The sequence below is a fragment of the Ruegeria sp. AB5 genome, from assembly GCF_056542645.1.
The window spans coordinates 1-17,623 of the sequence record NZ_JBQGAE010000009.1; the positions used below are offsets into that span (position 1 = coordinate 1).

Annotated in this window: 16 protein-coding genes and 5 pseudogenes; 15 read left to right on the forward strand and 6 right to left on the reverse strand. The window is 57.0% G+C overall.

The features are described 5' to 3' along the window. Positions 1 to 159 (forward strand): annotated as a pseudogene (locus tag ACR0L4_RS15425) (type III glutamate--ammonia ligase); the annotation flags it as partial. A gap of 72 nt (positions 160 to 231) precedes the next feature. Here ACR0L4_RS15425 and ACR0L4_RS15430 read toward each other — a convergent pair. Then, positions 232 to 795 (reverse strand): helix-turn-helix transcriptional regulator, encoded by a 564-nt coding sequence (locus ACR0L4_RS15430; RefSeq protein ID WP_480513982.1) that lies wholly within the window; start codon positions 793 to 795, stop codon positions 232 to 234. Positions 796 to 905: 110 nt separating this feature from the next. Between ACR0L4_RS15430 and ACR0L4_RS15435 the strand changes: the two genes are divergently transcribed. Together ACR0L4_RS15435 and ACR0L4_RS15440 are read left to right on the forward strand one after the other, a co-directional pair. After that, positions 906 to 1,055 carry an SRPBCC family protein gene (locus ACR0L4_RS15435; RefSeq protein ID WP_480513984.1) on the forward strand — a complete coding sequence of 50 codons (150 nt, stop codon included), beginning with the start codon at positions 906 to 908 and terminating at the stop codon, positions 1,053 to 1,055. Between the two features lie 18 nt (positions 1,056 to 1,073). After that, positions 1,074 to 1,322 (forward strand): annotated as a pseudogene (locus ACR0L4_RS15440) (SRPBCC family protein); the annotation flags it as partial. 71 nt (positions 1,323 to 1,393) lie between these two features. On the opposite strand, the gene ACR0L4_RS15445 reads toward ACR0L4_RS15440, so the two are convergent. From ACR0L4_RS15445 to ACR0L4_RS15455, 3 genes are read right to left on the reverse strand one after another with little or no spacing between them, the layout of a single operon-like run. Beyond that, positions 1,394 to 2,401, reverse strand: coding sequence for an ABC transporter substrate-binding protein (locus ACR0L4_RS15445; protein ID WP_480513986.1), 1,008 nt, complete (start codon positions 2,399 to 2,401; stop codon positions 1,394 to 1,396). Further along, a complete protein-coding gene (locus ACR0L4_RS15450) occupies positions 2,380 to 3,747 on the reverse strand; it encodes a sensor histidine kinase (RefSeq protein WP_170754902.1) in 1,368 nt (455 codons plus the stop codon). The genes ACR0L4_RS15445 and ACR0L4_RS15450 overlap by 22 nt, the downstream gene beginning before the upstream one ends. Next, positions 3,737 to 4,405, reverse strand: a complete 669-nt coding sequence (locus tag ACR0L4_RS15455; protein WP_480513988.1) for a response regulator transcription factor — start codon at positions 4,403 to 4,405, stop codon at positions 3,737 to 3,739. The genes ACR0L4_RS15450 and ACR0L4_RS15455 overlap by 11 nt, the downstream gene beginning before the upstream one ends. Before the next feature lie 108 nt (positions 4,406 to 4,513). Between ACR0L4_RS15455 and ACR0L4_RS15460 the strand changes: the two genes are divergently transcribed. From ACR0L4_RS15460 to ACR0L4_RS15495, 8 genes and pseudogenes are all read left to right on the forward strand, one after another. Further along, positions 4,514 to 5,497, forward strand: coding sequence for a Bug family tripartite tricarboxylate transporter substrate binding protein (locus ACR0L4_RS15460; RefSeq protein ID WP_480513990.1), 984 nt, complete (start codon positions 4,514 to 4,516; stop codon positions 5,495 to 5,497). 67 nt (positions 5,498 to 5,564) lie between these two features. Beyond that, the gene (locus ACR0L4_RS15465; RefSeq protein WP_170754908.1) at positions 5,565 to 6,047 is read left to right on the forward strand and encodes a tripartite tricarboxylate transporter TctB family protein; all 483 of its coding nucleotides are present in this window, start codon (positions 5,565 to 5,567) and stop codon (positions 6,045 to 6,047) included. 1 nt (position 6,048) lies between these two features. Further along, positions 6,049 to 7,560: a tripartite tricarboxylate transporter permease gene (locus ACR0L4_RS15470; RefSeq protein ID WP_170754910.1), complete on the forward strand. Its 1,512-nt coding sequence runs from the start codon at positions 6,049 to 6,051 to the stop codon at positions 7,558 to 7,560. Then, positions 7,550 to 8,737, forward strand: coding sequence for a CaiB/BaiF CoA transferase family protein (locus ACR0L4_RS15475; protein ID WP_480513993.1), 1,188 nt, complete (start codon positions 7,550 to 7,552; stop codon positions 8,735 to 8,737). Before ACR0L4_RS15470 ends, ACR0L4_RS15475 begins: the two co-directional genes overlap by 11 nt. Further along, entirely contained in the window at positions 8,734 to 9,507 is a 774-nt protein-coding gene (locus tag ACR0L4_RS15480; RefSeq protein WP_480513995.1) for a citryl-CoA lyase, read from the forward strand. Before ACR0L4_RS15475 ends, ACR0L4_RS15480 begins: the two co-directional genes overlap by 4 nt. 2 nt (positions 9,508 to 9,509) lie before the next feature. Next, positions 9,510 to 9,673 (forward strand): annotated as a pseudogene (locus ACR0L4_RS15485) (IS3 family transposase); the annotation flags it as partial. A gap of 77 nt (positions 9,674 to 9,750) precedes the next feature. Further along, positions 9,751 to 10,212: pseudogene (locus ACR0L4_RS15490) on the forward strand (sulfurtransferase). A 63-nt stretch (positions 10,213 to 10,275) separates the two neighbouring features. Continuing rightward, positions 10,276 to 10,818 carry a GNAT family N-acetyltransferase gene (locus ACR0L4_RS15495; protein ID WP_480513997.1) on the forward strand — a complete coding sequence of 181 codons (543 nt, stop codon included), beginning with the start codon at positions 10,276 to 10,278 and terminating at the stop codon, positions 10,816 to 10,818. A gap of 50 nt (positions 10,819 to 10,868) precedes the next feature. Here the strand turns inward: ACR0L4_RS15495 and ACR0L4_RS15500 are convergent, their stop codons facing one another. After that, entirely contained in the window at positions 10,869 to 11,729 is an 861-nt protein-coding gene (locus ACR0L4_RS15500; protein ID WP_480513999.1) for a LysR family transcriptional regulator, read from the reverse strand. 86 nt (positions 11,730 to 11,815) lie between these two features. On the opposite strand from ACR0L4_RS15500, the gene ACR0L4_RS15505 reads away from it, so the two are divergent. From ACR0L4_RS15505 to ACR0L4_RS15520, 4 genes are all read left to right on the forward strand, one after another. Next, complete coding sequence (locus ACR0L4_RS15505; RefSeq protein ID WP_480514001.1) at positions 11,816 to 12,574, forward strand: sulfite exporter TauE/SafE family protein; 759 nt, start codon at positions 11,816 to 11,818, stop codon at positions 12,572 to 12,574. A 287-nt stretch (positions 12,575 to 12,861) separates the two neighbouring features. Next, entirely contained in the window at positions 12,862 to 14,517 is a 1,656-nt protein-coding gene (locus tag ACR0L4_RS15510) for a PHA/PHB synthase family protein (protein ID WP_480514003.1), read from the forward strand. Between the two features lie 3 nt (positions 14,518 to 14,520). Beyond that, the gene (gene fabI, locus ACR0L4_RS15515) at positions 14,521 to 15,294 is read left to right on the forward strand and encodes an enoyl-ACP reductase FabI (protein ID WP_480514005.1); all 774 of its coding nucleotides are present in this window, start codon (positions 14,521 to 14,523) and stop codon (positions 15,292 to 15,294) included. Next, complete coding sequence (locus tag ACR0L4_RS15520) at positions 15,284 to 16,690, forward strand: bifunctional enoyl-CoA hydratase/phosphate acetyltransferase (RefSeq protein ID WP_480514007.1); 1,407 nt, start codon at positions 15,284 to 15,286, stop codon at positions 16,688 to 16,690. Before fabI ends, ACR0L4_RS15520 begins: the two co-directional genes overlap by 11 nt. A 359-nt stretch (positions 16,691 to 17,049) precedes the next feature. Here the strand turns inward: ACR0L4_RS15520 and ACR0L4_RS15525 are convergent. Continuing rightward, positions 17,050 to 17,577 (reverse strand): annotated as a pseudogene (locus ACR0L4_RS15525) (pyruvate carboxylase); the annotation flags it as partial. Positions 17,578 to 17,623 lie beyond the last annotated feature (46 nt).

Genomic DNA, 17,623 nt, shown 5'->3' on the forward strand with positions numbered 1-17,623 from the left:
ATGCTCGACGGGCTGCGCGAATACGACAACGATACCGAGCTGAAAGCCATGATGGGACAGGAATTCTCAAGCGCATTCCTCAAAATGAAACACCAGGAATGGAACTCATTCGTCAGCCATTTCTCACGCTGGGAAAAGGACCACACCCTCGATATTTGAGTTCTTAGGCATCGATGCCGGGACTGAACTGGCCAAACGGCGTATCGTCGCAACCCTTCTGACGGAACGGCCTCAAGAAAAGGGGTGGGTGGGTAGTGTCAGTTGTTGAACGACATACGGGCCATCCCGCAGACGCTTTGCACCGCACCAAGAACAGCTTTGCGTCCGTCTGGCCATAACGTCTTCCCATCCCTTCAGCAACGCCGCCCAACGGCCGGGGTACGTTTTGCCCAAGACGTGCACGTCTTGCGCACGTTCGGTCTTGAAATGCCGGTAGTCATTCCTGGTTTCGCGCCAGGCAACAAGAGATCTTTTGCGATCCAGAAAGGCGATCAACAGCGGCCAGACGACCCGGTTTGTCGTTCTGCTCTTACGATTCGTATACACAAGCTCAAGTTGGTAACGCTCTCGAATGGTGTGACGCAGGAGGGCGCTGTCCAAGGGTTCGAGCATTTTTATATCGGTCTGAATGGGTTTCGCGCTGCCGTCGAGCACGACAGGGAGAAGCTCTTTCGGAATGGCGGGTGAGAGTTTTGATACATGATCGCGCGCAGCGCGGGCGAGCGATGGATCAGCCGGCGAGCTTGTGGATCGCAATATCTGGATGATCTGGAAAAAGCATTCGGTGCGCCGCATTTTTTGCTCCTCCTCTCACGCTGCTGTCACAACGGTGAGAGCAGCAGAGTTCCAGGGCAGGTTCGGAAATCGACATCGCGCGATATGTGCGCAAACCGACGGAGCCAGACATGATCCACCATGTACGCAGCATGACAATCAACGCGACCCCTGATGCCGTTTGGGAGGTTCTGAGCCGGTATATGCATATTGATGAGTTCGCGCCGCAGGTTATGTCAGTCGATGTTTTGACCGTAGGGGAGGCGGGCCTCGGGTCCTAGCGCTGCAACCGTTTCGCCAACGGAACGTCGGTGGTCGAGGAAGTGATCGATTGGAAACCGGGCACAGGCTACACGGTCGCGCTGTCTGAGATGGCGGCGATGCCATTGCATCAGGCGCGTTCGGAAATCCGTATCACTCCGGCAGGCCAACAATCGAAAGTCTCATGGACATTTGACTTTCAGGTCAAGTTCGGGCCGCTTGGATGGCTTATGGGGCAAATCAATACGAAAATGATGATGAGCAAGATCATCGACGCCAATCTTTAGGGGCTCTCTGAAAAGGTTCAAAAAAGCAATTCCGCCCAGAGCCATCCGTGAACAGCACGCCAGCCTTTGCGCTACCTTTGAATAACGGCGTTTTCCCAATCTGTCAGGAATTTGCGCCGTTTCAACTGATCAAGATAGGTCAGCAAAGCCGGGTCCAGAACAATCGTTCCTTGCGTGGTCGCAGTTCCGTCGACTTGAAGTGCCGGCAAGGACAGTGTGTCGTCGTCCGATCCAAAACTGTTTGCAATAAGGTGCCTGACAAACAATTCAGCGGCTTGCGGCTGGGGCGTATCTGCCAGCACCATCGCCGTTCGCATCATGGTTGTCTGAAAGTCGGTCGGCAGAATGACCTGTAAAACATCAACCCTGTCAGTGCGATCTGCTGCGTAGCTGCCCAGCACATTGTAGGCGACAAGGATGCGGCCATCCGCCAGATCATCGATCATGTCCCCGGAACAGCAATAAAGCCGCACCCCAAGGCCGCCCATGACCTCCATCAGCCGCCAATAGGTTTCAGAGGCGCGCGCGTCTTGCGTCGCGAACAGATACCCAAGCCCAGAGTCCCGTATGTCATACGTGCCGACTTTGCCGCGAAAGTCGTCCGGTCGGGCGCGCAGGATTTCTATCAGTTGCTGGCGTGTCTCAGGGATTGGCCCGTCCTCGAATGCGGCGCGGTTGATGACAATGGATGCGGGCTCGGAGGTGAAGGCAAACAGGCTGTCATGCCATTGGGCCCACGGCGGATGTACGATGTCCTGCATCCGCAGTCCAAACCCGTCATTGGCCAGTTTCAACTGCAAGTCCATCGCGCTTGAGATGACGACATCAAAGGTGCTGGGGTCCGCGCGCACCAAATGGTCGATATCGGCGGTCCCGGTCACCAGATACTCGATACTGATCAGGGGGTTCTCAGAAACGAAGCCCTCTATCAGTGGCGCAAACAGCGCCGTGTCGGTGCTGGAGACAACACGCAGTGTTGCCGTTTCGGTCTCTGTGTTGAAGAGTTGCCGGTCCTCCCACTCCTGTGCGTCGACGGCCAGGGGCAGCGCGGATACTGCTAGAGCAATAAGGTAACGCACGCGCCCCCCCGCTCTTGGTTGCATAGGATCAATTCTCCGCCATGAGCGGACGCCACATCCTGAGCGATCGTCAGGCCCAGACCGGATCCGATTGTGCCAACGGCGTTCTGCCCACGTTCAAATCGACGGGTCAGCAAATCGATTTCGTCGGGCGGAAAACCCGGTCCCTGATCGCTGACCGAAATCTTGGGATTTGGGTGTGCGGTCACCTCGATCCCAACCGTGCTGTCGGCGGGCGCGTATTTCAGAGCATTGTCAATCATGTTTCGAACCGCGTTCTGAATCAGAATGGGGTCTCCCGAATAGGGCACGGATGGATCACCGGTAAGAGACAAGGCCAAATCCTTCATCTCGGCAATCGGCGTAAGACGCTGCACCAAATCGTGGACCAGCGCCACCAGATCAACGTCTGCGCGCTCCAGATGGTCGGCGCGGAACGTGATCATCGCATGGTCCAGCAATTGCCCCGCCGCGCGCGAACTTTCGTCGATCGCCCGCACCATCGAGCGCAAAGCCTCGCGGTTCTCTTCCTTCTCGACACGTTGCAGGGTCGCGTCCGCGTAGGATCGTACCGTTGCCAAAGGGGTTCGAACCCGATGGGCTGCCTCGGCGATAAAGTCCTCGGACTGGCTGAGCGATTGGTCCAACCGTCCCATCAGGGAATTCAACGACGTTACCAAAGGCGCCATTTCGCGTGGAACCGGTTTGCGAAACGGGCTGAGGTCCTGTGGACCGCGACGTGTGACCGACGTGGTCAACTTGTTCAACTGACCGATGGCGGTCGAGGCCGCCCAGAACGACAAGCCCGCAGCCAGCGCAAAAAAACCCAATCCCAGTAGCGCGGCATTGCGTGAGATCTGGTCCAGTGTCTCGGCCAAGGCATCCTGGGTCTGACCCAAAGCTACTTCGACCTCGGTTCGCATCCCCAGGCCGACCAGGGTTCGGCTGGCGCTGACTTGCCGTACAACCTCGCCGCGGACTTCGCCGGACCGAAACGTCCATCTACCATCCGGAACAGCACTGGTCACTGACAAGTCACTATACCCTGACAAAAGCTGGCCATCCTGAAAGATAGCGTAGAACACCCGGTCATCCGACGATGTACTGAGCATGGAGAACGCAGCATAAGGAATGTCGACCTCAATCTCACCATCCCTCAGCGCCGCAGCATCCAGGATCGATGTGACCGAAGCGCCAAGAATATTGTCCTGCCCTTGCTGCGCGACGCGCGCCGCATAGCTGCGCACGGCAAAAAACAGCAACAGCGCCAGAATGGCCGCGCCTCCGATCAGCGTCACCACCAACCGGTTTCGCAGGGACCCTGATACGGCAGCGCTAGCTGACATGATCCAACCTGTAGCCCAGTCCGCGCAAGGTCGTGATCTTCAGATCCGAATTCTCCAAATGCTTGCGCAGGCGACCGACATATACTTCGATCGCGTTGTCCGAGACATCGTCGTCGTAAGAAAAAAGCCGATCCGCAAGTTTCTGTTTCGAATACACCTGACCGGGCGCGTTCAGGAACAACTCCAGCAGACGTAATTCGCGATTGCGCAGGGACACGGTCCGGGCTCCCACACTTAGGTGACCAGCGACAGGGTCAAAGACGATCCCTCCAAACTCAATCGTTGACTTGGTTATACCTGATTTGCGACGCAGCACGGCGCGACAGCGCGCCTCAAGTTCGGCATGATCGAAAGGTTTGGTGACATAGTCGTCGGCCCCCAGATCCAACGACCCGATTCGATCCGACACCTGACTGCGGGCTGTCAGAACGATGACCGGAGTGTCCAGATGACTGGCGCGATGCCGTTTCAGGAAATCGCGCCCGTCGCCATCAGGCAGCATGATATCCAACAGGATCAGATCATAGTCTTCGGTGTCTACAAAGGCCGTTGCGTCCTCTAATTTCGCTGCATGATCAACGACATGCCCGTCCAGGCGCATTCGCGAACTTATCGCGTTCGCGAGGTCCATATTGTCTTCGACCAAAAGGAATTTCATGAGACCTTTGCAGTATTTTTGCGCGTGACAGGTTGATGTCAGGTTGATGTGTTTTTGTATCGTGCAATCTGAGCCGCCAAGCGGCCGGTTGTCAAATGGGAGGAAAACATGACGACATTCAAACTGGGCCGTCGCGCCCTAATCGCAGCTGTGGCCGCTGTTGGTCTGACCGGACCGGTTCTGGCCGACGGCCACAAGGTCGTGGACAGCGTCCACTTTCTGATCCCAGGCGGCGCAGGCGGTGGCTGGGACGGTACCGCGCGCGGGACCGGCGAAGCGCTGACCAAGGCGGGCCTCGTAGGTACCGCATCCTACGAGAACATGTCGGGCGGCGGCGGTGGTAAAGCCATTGGCTATCTGATCGAAAACGCCGACAGTAACCACGGAACCCTGATGGTGAATTCGACCCCCATCGTTATCCGTTCGCTGACCGGTGTGTTCCCGCACAACTTCCGTGACCTGACGCTGGTCTCGGGCACAATCGGCGACTATGCGGCTATCGTTGTGGGTAAAGACAGCCCCATCAACTCGATGGACGACCTGCTGGCCGCCTATGACGCGGACCCAGGTGCAACCGCCATCGGCGGCGGGTCGGTGCCGGGCGGCATGGACCATCTGGTTGCGGCCATGGTTATGGAAGCCGCGGGCAAGGATGCGCTTGGCGTCAAATACATCCCTTACGATGCAGGCGGCAAAGCCATGGCGGCCCTTCTGTCGGGTGAGATTGCCGCGCTGTCCACCGGGTTTTCGGAAGCCGTCGATTTGTCTAATGCAGGTGAAGTGAAAATCATCGGCGTGACCTCGGATGAGCGGGTGGATGCCGCCCCGGACGCACAGACCATGAAGGAACAGGGCATCGACACCACCTTCGTCAACTGGCGCGGTTTTTTCGCAGCCCCCGGCCTGCCCGAGGACAAGCTGTCCGCCTATCAGGACGCGATTGCCAAGATGTATGACACACCCGAATGGGAAGAAGTACGCGCGCGCAACGGTTGGGTGAACATCCACAACTCGGGCGATGATTTCTCGGCTTTTCTCGAACAGCAGGAACAGCAGATCAGTGATCTGATGAAAAAGCTGGGCTTCCTCTAAACACCACTCTTGGCAGAGCGGCCCGTCCGCTCTGCCGCAACCAAAAATACACGAGGGAGGGGACGTCATGGCGCTGGATCGCTGGATCGCGCTTGTTTTGCTTGGGGTGTGTCTGACGTACGGCTATACCGCCTGGTTCACGATGGATGGCAGTCTGCCCCCCTTTATGCAGCGCAACCCCATTTGGCCAAGCACCTTCCCCAAAGTGCTGTCCGTTCTGGGCATCATCGCCTGCACCGTCATCTTGCTTGGTTTCGAAAAATCCCAACCGAAAGAGGCTGAGATCGACTACCGGCGTCTGGGGGACTACCATCTGGATCAGGCATTGATGCTGTTGGCCCTGATGGTGGTGTATGCACTGTGTCTGCGGCCTGTTGGTTTTCTGATTTCGACGTCCGCCTTTCTGATTTTGGGCTCTTTCCTGCTGGGCGAACGCAAATGGCATATCATGCTGCCTGTCGCCTTCATTGCCACTGGCGCGGTCTGGTATCTGGTTCAGGAAGTCCTTGGCATCTACATGCGCCCTCTGCCGGGCATTTTCGGAGGTTGACATGCTCGAAGGACTTCTGATCGGCCTGCAAACGGCATTCTCAATCCAAAACCTGCTGATGGTCATCGCAGGCTGCCTGATCGGCACATTCATCGGCATGCTGCCCGGTCTGGGCCCAATGTCGATTATCGCAATCATGATCCCGGTCGCGATCTCCATGGGTGATCCGTCGGCAGCACTGATCCTGCTTGCCGGGGTCTACTATGGCGCGATTTTTGGCGGCTCGACCTCTTCCATTCTGCTGAATGCGCCGGGGGTCGCGGGCACTGTCGCGTCCAGCTTTGACGGCTACCCGATGGCGCGACAAGGCAAGGCAGGCAAAGCGCTGACCATCGCCGCGGTTGCCAGTTTCGCAGGCGGCACGTTGGGCGCGGTTTTGCTGATGATATTTGCACCTGCGTTATCGTCAGTCGCGTTGCTGTTCCATTCGGCTGAATACTTTGCCCTGATGGTTGTCGGTCTGTCGGCCATCGCGGCCTTTGCCGGGTCCGGCCAAGTGGCCAAAGCGCTTATCATGACGATCCTCGGCTTGATCATGGCAACCGTCGGCGAAGGCGCGTTGTTCAACTTGCCCCGCTTCACCATGGGTATCATGGACCTGCAGTCGGGGTTCGGGTTCATCACGCTCGCCATGGCGATGTTTGCCTTGCCCGAGGCGCTGTTTCTGGTCCTGAAGCCCAAAGACCTGAAAGGCGACGATGGGCAGATCAAAGACCTGCGCATCACCAGGGCCGAGGCCAAATCAATTGCTCCGGTGATTGGTCGCCAGTCGATCCAGGGCTTCTTCATCGGTGTTCTGCCGGGGGCCGGTGCCACGATTGCAAGCTTTCTGGGCTATGCGGTCGAACGCAACATTGCGCCGAAGAAGGAACAGGACGAATTTGGCAAAGGCTCGATCAAGGGTCTCGCCGCGCCTGAATCGGCCAACAATGCGGCCTGTACCGGGTCCTTCGTGCCTCTGCTGACACTGGGTATCCCGGGGTCCGGAACCACGGCGATCCTGTTGGGGGCATTGATTGCCCTGAACGTGACGCCCGGCCCGCGCCTGATGGTGGACGAGCCGCAGATTTTCTGGGCAGTCATTATGTCAATGTTCATCGGCAATCTGGTGCTGTTGATCCTGAACCTACCTTTGATCCCGTACATCGCGAAGGTTCTTACCGTTCCTCGCAACTACCTGATCCCGTTCATCCTGTTCTTTACTTTGATGGGGGCCTATATCGGGCAGAACAACGCCACCGAGCTGTTGATTCTGGTGGGTTTCGGCATCTGTGCCACGGCGTTGAAATTCGCCGACTACCCGCTGGCGCCGCTTTTGATCGGCTTCATCCTTGGCGGGATGATGGAGGACAACTTCTCTCGCTCGATGCAGCTCTATGATGGGATCGCCTTCATATGGGAACGTCCGATGACACTGGGCCTTTTGGTGATCGCGGTCCTTCTGGTGCTGGTTCCCAGCTACCGCGCGCGGCGTTCCAAGGCGCGGGCGGCCGGGGTTGCAGATGGCGACTGATCCCCTTGCCGGGGTTCGTGTTCTTGACCTGACCAACGTTCTTGCAGGCCCCTATTGCTGCTATCAACTTGCACTGATGGGGGCCGAAGTCATCAAGGTGGAACGCCCCGGTTCAGGAGATCTGGCCCGCGTGCTCGGAGCTGATCCCGAGCGCAACGCGGCGAGCATGGGGATCAGTTTTCTGGCCCAGAACGCGGCAAAGAAATCCGTCACGCTGGACATGAAATCCGATCAGGGAAAAATCTTGTTGAAGCGCCTTGTCCGCACAGCGGATGTGCTGGTAGAGAATTTCCGGCCCGGTGTGATGGAGCGGTTGGGCCTGGGATATGAAGTCCTCAAAGCCGAGAATCCCCGCCTCATCTACTGCGCAATCAGCGGATTTGGACAGGATGGACCCCGACGCGATGATCCGGCCTATGACCAGATCGTGCAGGGGATCAGTGGCGTGATGTCCATCACCGGCGCACCGGATACGGCCCCGTACCGGGTAGGATACCCTCTGGCCGATACCGTTGGCGGACTAACCGCAGCCTTCGCCGTTTCATCCGCTTTGAATGCTGATCCGCGGGGGGCTTTTCTGGATGTCGCAATGACCGAGGCGGTGATATCGACAATGGGTTGGGTGATCTCAAACCACCTGATCGGGGGGGTCGTACCCGCAGCCCATGGCAACGAGAACACAACATCAGCGCCCTCCGGCACATTTGCTACCGCAGACAGTCAGATCAACATCGCCGCCAACCGCGATGAGCAGTGGGAGGCGTTGGCCCGGCATCTGGGTCGGCAGGACCTTTTGGAAGATCCAGCCTATGCAACTCGCGAAGACCGAAAAACGAACCGCCATGTGTTGCGCGAGGAATTGGAGAAGACACTTTGTACACGACCTGCATCAGACTGGGTTCGGGAACTGAACAGCTTGGGTGTGCCGACTGGTCAGGTTCTGACGGTGCCAGATGCACTTCAGGACCCGCAGATCGCGCAGCGCGGGTTGATCGGTACACTCGATGTAGATGGAGAAGCGCTGCACCTCGCGGGGAGTCCGGTTGTCGTGAACGGTGCGCGCAATCAACCTCACTCTGCACCACCTCGTCTGGGGGCTGACAACGGTGCAATCTGGTCCGAACTTGGGCTAGCCAAATCCGAGATCGAGGCCTTGCAACACGAAGGTGTTATATGAGTGACGTCTCAGATTGGTGGAAAACCGCAATCATCGACATGGAACCGGGGCGGATCGATCTGCGCGGTGAGCCGATCCAGGACCTCATCGGCAATCTGAGTTTTGCCGAGATGATCTGGTTTATGCTGCGCGGCGACAAGCCGACATCGGCGCAGGCACGCCTGTTCGAGGCCGCACTGGTGGCTGCGGTGGATCATGGACCGCAAGCGCCTTCAATTGCTACGGCCCGCATGGCCGTTACCTGTGGGTTGCCTTTGAACAATGCCATGGCAAGCGCCGTCAACATGTTGGGGGATGTGCATGGCGGTGCTGGAGAACAAGCGGTACAGCTGTATCAATTCGTTGCGAACCACACCCAGGATCTGCCGGGCGCTTTGGATGCCTGGATGGAAAATCACGGAAAGATCCTGCCCGGTTTCGGCCATCGCTTTCACACCCCAACCGACCCACGCGCACCGCGTTTGATGGCGATGGTGCGAGAAGCCGCTGATCAGGGGGCGTGCAGGGGCGAGGTCATGCAGATCGCGGATGCCATAGAAACCGAGATGGCGCGCCGCAGGGGTAAACCCATCCCGATGAATATCGATGGGGCGACGGCAGTGATCTATGCCGAGTTGGGCTTTGCAGCACCATTGGCGCGCGGCCTGTTTTGCCTGTCTCGATCCGTCGGCATCCTGACTCACGCCTGGGAGCAGATGCAGCAAGGTGGTCGAAACAAGGGACCGACACCGCCACAGTATCGATGGACTTTTGTAGATGGCGCGAAATAGCGCGGGTGGTTGCACTCCGCGAAGTTCGCATTCCAAAGCAGACTTCCTACCGCTGGCGCAAGCAATACGGTGGAATGGGCCCGACCTACTCAGGGAGTTCAAGAGCCTGCAAAAGCAGAGCTTACGGTTGAGGAGCGTCGCGTCGGATCTGACGCTGGACAAGATTAAGCGGTGCGGGACCGTGCCGCGTCTCGGCCAGCCCCGCTAGACGCACAGGGTTTTGTGGGCCATGGCAATGCCTCGGTGTTGAATGGAGGGTGGGCATCCTGGCTGCAAGTCGGTGGTATTGCTGAGACCGACGACAGGAAACATGATGATGAGACGTTCCAAGTCGAGCTCAGTCCGAGAAGACATGCGTCAGCCGCAAATGTTCTGAACCAACGTGGCAAGCCAGACGCTGTTCTGATCGACGTCCGCCCGGCAAAGATGGATGACGAGGGGCACATACCATGGGCTGTGAACATTCCATGGGCCAAAAACCTGACGGATAACGGGCGCTTTCGGTCTGCCCGCGATCTGTTGGCACTTTTCTAATCCAAAGTCGTGGTGCCCGAGCGAGACGTCATTGTGCACTGTCAAAACGGGCTTGCGTCGGCACACAGCTATGTCACGTTGCGTCTTTTGGGTTTCCCGCGCGTGCGGGTGTATCATCGCTCGTGGGCTGAATGGGGCAGTGATCCTGCTCTGCCCAAAACCACGTCCTGACTAAACGGTGCGCGTTTGATACAGGCGCGCACCACGATACACGAACGTAAACCGAGAGACACCATGCAGCCTTTGCTTCAATTTCATGGGGGGCGGTTACGACCGACAACCAAATTCGATGCTGGTTTTTTGCTGGAATTTCTAAATATTCCCGAAGTGCGACGATATCTCTGCGACGGCAAAATTCAAACTAAAGCAGATGTCAGCGCTTTGCTGACTGAGAACGAGCGGTTTGAAACAGATGGGCTTGGACTTTGGTTGATCGAGACGGATACCCATGGTGAAGTTGGCATGGCCGGTCTTGTACCGGTTTCAGGCCCGCTTCTATGCGAACCTAGGATGGCCGGAGGGATCGAGCCAACAATTGCGCTTGAGCCGGGGGCTTGGGGCCAAGGACTGGCAAGGGCGGCCTTGTCCGCGCTGATCCATCACGCGCGTGATGGATTGAAACTGACCAGTCTTGTTGCGGCGGCTGATGCGCCGAACGCGTACTCACATCGACTGCTGGCTGCCTGTGGTTTTGAGCGTACTGGGAAATGCCCGGGTGTTGTGCACGAACTCATCCTGTACCAGCTGAGTCTTTATCGGCCGATTGCTACGAACTAGCCGGGATGGCGCTTGGACCGCAGGCGCAGCAGTCACGCAGAAATTCGCCACTAGGATGCTCTTGACGCTCCCGAGAGCTGCTCGATGAGTAGGCCAAAACAATCTCCGGGATCTTTTGGGGATTTGTACGCCGCAAGCGCGATAGGAGAGAGCTGCGGAAGACCAAGCGCTTTTGGGGCCGAAACCAAAGGTGCTACGATTGATTTTGATGGCATCACGGTCAGCGCCAATCCTGCTTGAACAAGAGTTCTCACACCGACCGGGTGCGGGCTGAGATGAGAGACACGCCCTTTCATCCCCACGGCATCCAGCGCCTGCAAAGCATATCGCCTGAGATCGCGCCCGTCCGTCAGGAACGCCAAAGGGATTGGTCCCTCGTGAGGCAACTCAAACTTCGGAGAGCAGGCCCATTCCAGATCCATCGAATGCACAAACGCCCGACAGCCGTGACGGCCTTGATCCATCATGAAAGCCACATCAATCTCCCCGTCTTCCAGCCGCCGCAGGAGACGATCACTGCGGTCACATTGAATCTGGATTTGAACGTCTGGCCGCTGGACGGCAAATGCGCCAAGGGTTTCGGGAACGATCGACATGGCCAATGTCACAGTTGTTCCCAACCTCAGAACCTGTCGGGAGTTGACAGTCTGCACCGCCTCTACAGCTTCTTCAGAGAGGGACAGGATGCGTTTTACATAGACCAGAAAAACCTCACCATCCCGTGTAAGCGAGACTTTTCTACCCCGCCCGCGGGAGACGAGATGCTGGCCTAGATTCGCTTCAAGTTTGCTGATCTGCGCACTGATCGCGGACTGGACGGTGTTTTGCCGCGCGGCGACAGCTGTGAAGTTCAACTCATCCGCCAGCATGGCGAAGGTACGCAGTTCCCGGTGGTCAAAATAAATCGTCATTCCAGATTTATAAACGCATATAAGAATGTTTTACAGATTTCATTGCGTCCAATATGCCTCGGCAAAACTGCCAAGAGCACGCTAAAATGGATCATACAATCGCGTTTTTTGCCGTAGCGGCATTTGCCGTCTTACTCACCGGGTTCTCCAAAAGTGGCTTTGGGGGCGGCTTGGGCGTGATGGCTGTTCCCATGATGTCGTTGTTTGTGACACCTCAGTTTGCGGCAGCTGTGATGATGCCCATACTTCTGGCGATGGACGTGCTGGTCGTCTGGCGCTATCGCACGACCTGGAATCGGCGGATCGTCTTTGGCTTGTTGCCTGCTGCCATCATTGGGTTGGGTCTCGGCAGCTTGTCGTTCCGGTATATGGACGCGAATACGGTCAAGTTTCTGGTCGGACTGCTGGCGGCGTTCTTCGTTTTTCAGTTTGTGGTGTCGCATAGTGGTAACCGGCCGCGAGGCCGGACGCCCCGGCCTGTTGTGTTTGCGCTTGGGCTTCTGTCTGGCTTTTCCAGTTTTATCGCCCATGCGGGTGGCCCACCGGTAAAGGGATATCTGCTGCAACAGCAGCTGGAGAAATCCTGCTTTATCGGAACCAACACGATGTTCTTCTTCTCGTTGAATTTCCTCAAGACCTTCGCCTATGGGGCTGTTGGAACGCTTTCGATATCCAGTCTGCAGACAAGCACCCTGTTGTCTCCGGTATTGTTGCTTGGCGTCCTTGCCGGATTCCGGCTGCACAGGGTCGTGGATCAGAACGTTTTTGTGAAAGTTGTGTATGGCTTTCTGGCACTGACGGCGATGAAGCTTTTGTACGACAGTGGGTCGGTCTATCTTAGATAGGTCAAATCTGAAACCTGCCGCTTGTACGTCGCACGGCAGGCCTCACTGCGGGTTCTCTGCCGAACATCTGAGCGGACACCGCGTTTGCGCGACTAAATCTTGGACAATGCGATGCCTGTTGCTCTCGTTGAGCGCTCGGACACATTGCTGTCACGTTGAACCCATAGTCACCTACCGAACAAGGTGGGTGAGAGCGTCAGATGAGAGATTTCGAGACCGAAAATTCCTCAAATGTGAACTTGAGAAATTTGCAAAAGTTTCAAAACCATCGCCCTATACGGCGCGAGATGGCCCAGTTTTTCGGGGGCGCTTCGCCTGCTGCGACAGCCAGTCTGATCACAGACTGGGCATTTCACGTGATGACTGCCCCAGACAAGCAGCTTTCGCTGGCACACAAGGCGCAACAGAACTGGGTCGACTGGTTGGATTTCGTCCTTAACGGGTGTCCGTCTGATACCGCCGATCTGCCGATTACACCTGCGAAACGGGATCGGCGTTTTTCGGCAGACGCCTGGACGAAACCTCCGTTTGCAGCGTGGGCCCAGGCATTTTTGCTGGCCGAGGACTACGTTGATCATGCGACGTCCGACGTTCCTGGCCTGAGCCCGGCCAATGATGCTGCGATGACATTCCTGGCCCGTCAGATGATGGATGCATACGCGCCGTCAAATTTCCTGTTAACCAACGCCGAGGCACTGGACAAAACTATCGAAACCTCGGGCGCCAACCTTGTATCGGGTGGCGCGGCCTTCTTCAGGGACTGGCAGGCGCAGATTTGTGGAAACAAACCCCGGCCAGATCAACAGGTCGGGCAGGACATTGCAATCACACAGGGCAAGGTTGTCTATCAGAACCACCTGATGGAACTGATTCAATACGAACCCGCGACCAAAACGGTTCATGCCGAGCCGCTGCTGATCGTTCCCGCATGGATCATGAAATACTACATCATGGATCTGAGCCCGGAAAACTCGATGGTGCGGTATCTGGTTGAACAGGGGTTTACCGTTTTCATGATCTCGTGGCGCAACCCGGATGCCGAGGATGCTGATCTGGGAATGGAGGACTATCTGAAGCAGGGTCCTTTGGCAGCTGTTTCGTATATCAAAGAGGCAACCGGCGCGGCACAGGTTCATAGTGCCGGGTATTGTCTGGGCGGGACATTGTTGTCAATTGCTGCAGCGAAACTTGCCAGAGAGGACGATCACAGCCTGCGCAGCATGACCCTGATTGCCGCTCAAACCGATTTCATCGACGCGGGAGAGCTGATGTTGTTCATCAGCGAAAGTCACGTTTCGATGCTGGAAGACGTTATGGAAGCCCAAGGCTATCTGGACGGGACCCAGATGGGCAGCGCCTTCCAGATGATCCGGTCGAACGATCTGATCTGGTCAAGGATGATCCGCGCCTATCTCATGGGAGAGGAGGCCGCGCCCATGAACGACCTGATGGCCTGGAATCTGGACAGCACGCGGCTTCCTGCGCGCATGCATTCGGAATATCTGCGGCGGATGTTTTTGAACAACGATTTGGCAGCAGGGCGGTTTGCCGTTGACGGACACCCTGTCTCGCTGCGGGACATCCGCATTCCGATCTTTGGCCTGGGGACCGAGACGGACCATATCGCGCCATGGAAATCGGTGTTCAAGATCCACAATCTGGGTCATGCTGATGTGACCTTTGCCTTGACCAATGGTGGGCACAATGCTGGCGTGATTTCCGAGCGCGGGCACAAAAGACGCCATTTCCGCCTGCACATGACCCGTGATCAGGACAAGACGCTGACCCCCGAAGACTGGCTTGAGGCGGCAGAACTGCAAGAGGGCAGTTGGTGGCCTGCATGGGCACAGTGGCTCTCTGATCAGTCGAGCGATCAGCGGGACCCTCCGGAAATCAAATTCGCGCTATGTGACGCGCCCGGCTCTTATGTGCGGATGGAGTGAAGCATGCTGGTAGAATCAGGTTTTCTGAAAGGAAAGAAGGGTCTTGTGGTGGGGGTGGCCAATGATCAGTCCATTGCCGCAGGCTGCGCACAGGCCTGCCGCGCGGCGGGCGCTGACATTGCCCTAACTTATCAGTCGGAAAAAGCGCTGCGCTTTGTCCAGCCGGTCATAGATATTGTTGAGGCTGATATTGTGAAGCCTTTGGATGTGACCGATGACGCCCAGATAGACGCTGTATTCGATACGATCCGCAGGCAATGGGGGCGCCTGGACTTTCTGATTCATTCGATTGCGTATTGCCCACGCGATGACCTGCACGGGCGGGTGGTTGACTGCTCGCGTGAAGGGTTTGGTGTAGCGATGGACATCTCGGTGCATTCCCTGATCCGATTGGCCAAACAGGCGGAATCTTTGATGACCGAAGGCGGTACGATCCTGACGGTGTCCTATCATGGGGCCGAAAAGGTGGTGGACCACTACAATATCATGGGGCCTGTGAAAGCGGCACTGGAAGCGACGGCGCGCTATTTGGCCGTTGAGCTTGGACAACGCAATATCCGTGTCAATGCCATGTCACCCGGCCCGCTGGAAACGCGCGCAGCATCTGGTATCGAACATTTCGATGAGTTGATCGAAGACGCCAGACAGCATGCGCCGCTGCGTCGGCTGACCAATATTGACGAGGTTGGTGCGATGGCCGCTTGTCTTGTGTCGGATTTTGCCCGATCAGTCAGTGGCAACACTGCCTATATCGACGGGGGGCACCATGTCGTCTGATCACGATACCGACATCGGCTTTATCGAAAACAAACCTTTTGACGAGATCAAGGTCGGTGACAGCGCCGAGTTGTCCCGAACTCTGACCGCGCAGGACATAGACGCCTTTGCGATTGTCTCTGGCGATGTAAATCCCGCACATGTCGACGCAGAATTTGCGCAGGATGACATTTTTCACAAGGTGATCGCACATGGTATGTGGGGGGGCGCGCTGATCTCCAACATTCTGGGCACACAACTGCCCGGCCCGGGAACAATTTATCTGGATCAGACGCTGAAGTTTCTGAAACCCGTGGCTATTGGCGATACCGTCACAGTGCGCGTGACCGTGACCGAGAAACAGGCCGGAAAAAAGCGGGTCGTTCTGGATTGTCTGTGCGAAAACGAGAAGACCGAACCGGTTATCAAGGGCCAGGCGGTCGTGATCGCGCCAGACCGGAAAGTGCGCAGACCAAAGGTGGTCATGCCGGATTTGGTTCTGCACCAGAAAGGTGCAGGGTATGACCGGTTGCTGAGTGCCGCACAGGAATTGCCAGCGTTGCCGACTGCAGTGATTCATCCCTGCGATGCAAGTGCACTGGAAGGCGCGTTGTCCGCGCGAGATCTGGGGATTTTGGAACCTGTTCTGGTGGGACCGCGATCCCGTATCGAAGACGCCGCTCAAGCGGCAGGACTGGACATTGAAGGACTGGAAATCGTCGATACACCGCACAGCCATGCTTCTGCCGAGCAGGCCGTGCATCTGGCCCGAGACGGGCGGGTAAATGCGCTTATGAAAGGCGCACTCCACACTGACGAAGTCATGTCTGCGGTCGTGTCCAAGGCCAATGGCCTGCGTAGTGAACGCCGCATGAGCCATATCTATGTCATGGACGTTCCGGCATACTCGAAACCGCTTCTGATTACCGACGCTGCCATCAACATTGCCCCTGACCTGCAGGCAAAGGCCGACATGGTTCAGAATGCAATTGATCTGGCACGGGCCATCGGCATCGAAGAACCCAAGGTCGCAATCCTGTCGGCCGTCGAAACTATCACCCCACGGCTGCAATCCACGGTCGAGGCAGCTGCACTATGTAAAATGGCTGATCGCGGTCAGATTACCGGAGGCGTTCTGGATGGTCCGCTTGCCTTTGACAATGCGGTCTCCATGCATGCGGTCAGGACCAAAGGCATCAAATCAGATGTGGCAGGTCAGGCAGATGTGCTTGTGGCCCCGGATCTTGAGGCGGGCAACATGATTGCCAAACAACTCATGTACCTTGCGGGTGCGGAAGCGGCCGGGCTGGTGCTGGGCGCACAGGTTCCGATTATGTTGACCAGCCGGGCTGATGACAGGCGCGCGCGCATCGCATCGGCGGCCATTGCGTCTATGTTTACCCAGACAATTCACTGATCGGCCAAACACTGCCAACGCCAGCCCCCCGTTTTTTGCAAAAGGCAAGCCCCAGCAGAGAAAACAGGTGACTGTCGACTATTGTCAATCGAACGCCTTTCCAGGCATCTGCCTTATTCCGTCTCTGCTGTCCTATATTGATGTTAACGGGCAACAACATGCCGTTGTTGTCTCTGATGCAAGTCGGCTTTGGGCGAAAAGTGCATTTGATGCCGAGGGTGTCGTAAACTGTCTGGAGCAAGAGTTAGGACATGGGATAGAGTTCATTGTTGTCCCTCCAACAAAACGCCCTTTGTTGCATAAAGTTTGTCGGAAATGCCCCAAGCGGAAACGTTGAAGTGTATCGTTTACGCTTGTGATCTCGGTGTTGGCTCTCGCAGGTCGCGCTGACGCTGCGCCTTCATCCAGTCGGCAACTGCCTGCGGGCCTTTTTGTTCCAGCAGGTTGCGTGCCCCCATCTGCGGTTCAGCCTTCAGCGCGGGCGCTTTGGCGTCTTTCAGGTCGGCGCGAGGCTCGGGGCGGTCCTTGGTCTCGGGATGGCCGTTGACGATAATATCCGCGATATAGGTCAGAACCTTGGTGCCCCGGTCGCGGCGCTTCTTGAAGTGGAACAGGTCCGGCGTCTCATCGATGAATTTGGTGGTGTATTCATTCGACAGGAAGGTCGGGTGCTTCAGCAGGTTCTCGACAAACGCGATGTTGGTGGACACGCCACGCACGCGGAATTCCCGCAACGCGCGGTCCATCCGGGCAATAGCTTTCTCGGGTGTGGGCGCCCATGCGGTCACCTTGGTCAGCAGTGAATCGTAATATCGTGTGATCACACCACCCGCATAGGCGGTACCACCATCCAGACGGATGCCCATCCCGGTGGCCGAGCGATAGGCGAATGGCTACCTCGCCGGGGTTGGCAATCAGGATCTTGGTGAAGTC

Coding starts and splice junctions, on each gene's coding strand:
- ACR0L4_RS15430 (WP_480513982.1), bottom strand. CDS start 795: ATGCGGCGCACCGAATGCTTTTTCCAGATCATCCAGATATTGCGATCC.
- ACR0L4_RS15435 (WP_480513984.1), top strand. CDS start 906: ATGATCCACCATGTACGCAGCATGACAATCAACGCGACCCCTGATGCC.
- ACR0L4_RS15450 (WP_170754902.1), bottom strand. CDS start 3,747: ATGTCAGCTAGCGCTGCCGTATCAGGGTCCCTGCGAAACCGGTTGGTG.
- ACR0L4_RS15455 (WP_480513988.1), bottom strand. CDS start 4,405: ATGAAATTCCTTTTGGTCGAAGACAATATGGACCTCGCGAACGCGATA.
- ACR0L4_RS15460 (WP_480513990.1), top strand. CDS start 4,514: ATGACGACATTCAAACTGGGCCGTCGCGCCCTAATCGCAGCTGTGGCC.
- ACR0L4_RS15465 (WP_170754908.1), top strand. CDS start 5,565: ATGGCGCTGGATCGCTGGATCGCGCTTGTTTTGCTTGGGGTGTGTCTG.
- ACR0L4_RS15470 (WP_170754910.1), top strand. CDS start 6,049: ATGCTCGAAGGACTTCTGATCGGCCTGCAAACGGCATTCTCAATCCAA.
- ACR0L4_RS15475 (WP_480513993.1), top strand. CDS start 7,550: ATGGCGACTGATCCCCTTGCCGGGGTTCGTGTTCTTGACCTGACCAAC.
- ACR0L4_RS15480 (WP_480513995.1), top strand. CDS start 8,734: ATGAGTGACGTCTCAGATTGGTGGAAAACCGCAATCATCGACATGGAA.
- ACR0L4_RS15495 (WP_480513997.1), top strand. CDS start 10,276: ATGCAGCCTTTGCTTCAATTTCATGGGGGGCGGTTACGACCGACAACC.
- ACR0L4_RS15500 (WP_480513999.1), bottom strand. CDS start 11,729: ATGACGATTTATTTTGACCACCGGGAACTGCGTACCTTCGCCATGCTG.
- ACR0L4_RS15505 (WP_480514001.1), top strand. CDS start 11,816: ATGGATCATACAATCGCGTTTTTTGCCGTAGCGGCATTTGCCGTCTTA.
- ACR0L4_RS15510 (WP_480514003.1), top strand. CDS start 12,862: ATGGCCCAGTTTTTCGGGGGCGCTTCGCCTGCTGCGACAGCCAGTCTG.
- fabI (WP_480514005.1), top strand. CDS start 14,521: ATGCTGGTAGAATCAGGTTTTCTGAAAGGAAAGAAGGGTCTTGTGGTG.
- ACR0L4_RS15520 (WP_480514007.1), top strand. CDS start 15,284: ATGTCGTCTGATCACGATACCGACATCGGCTTTATCGAAAACAAACCT.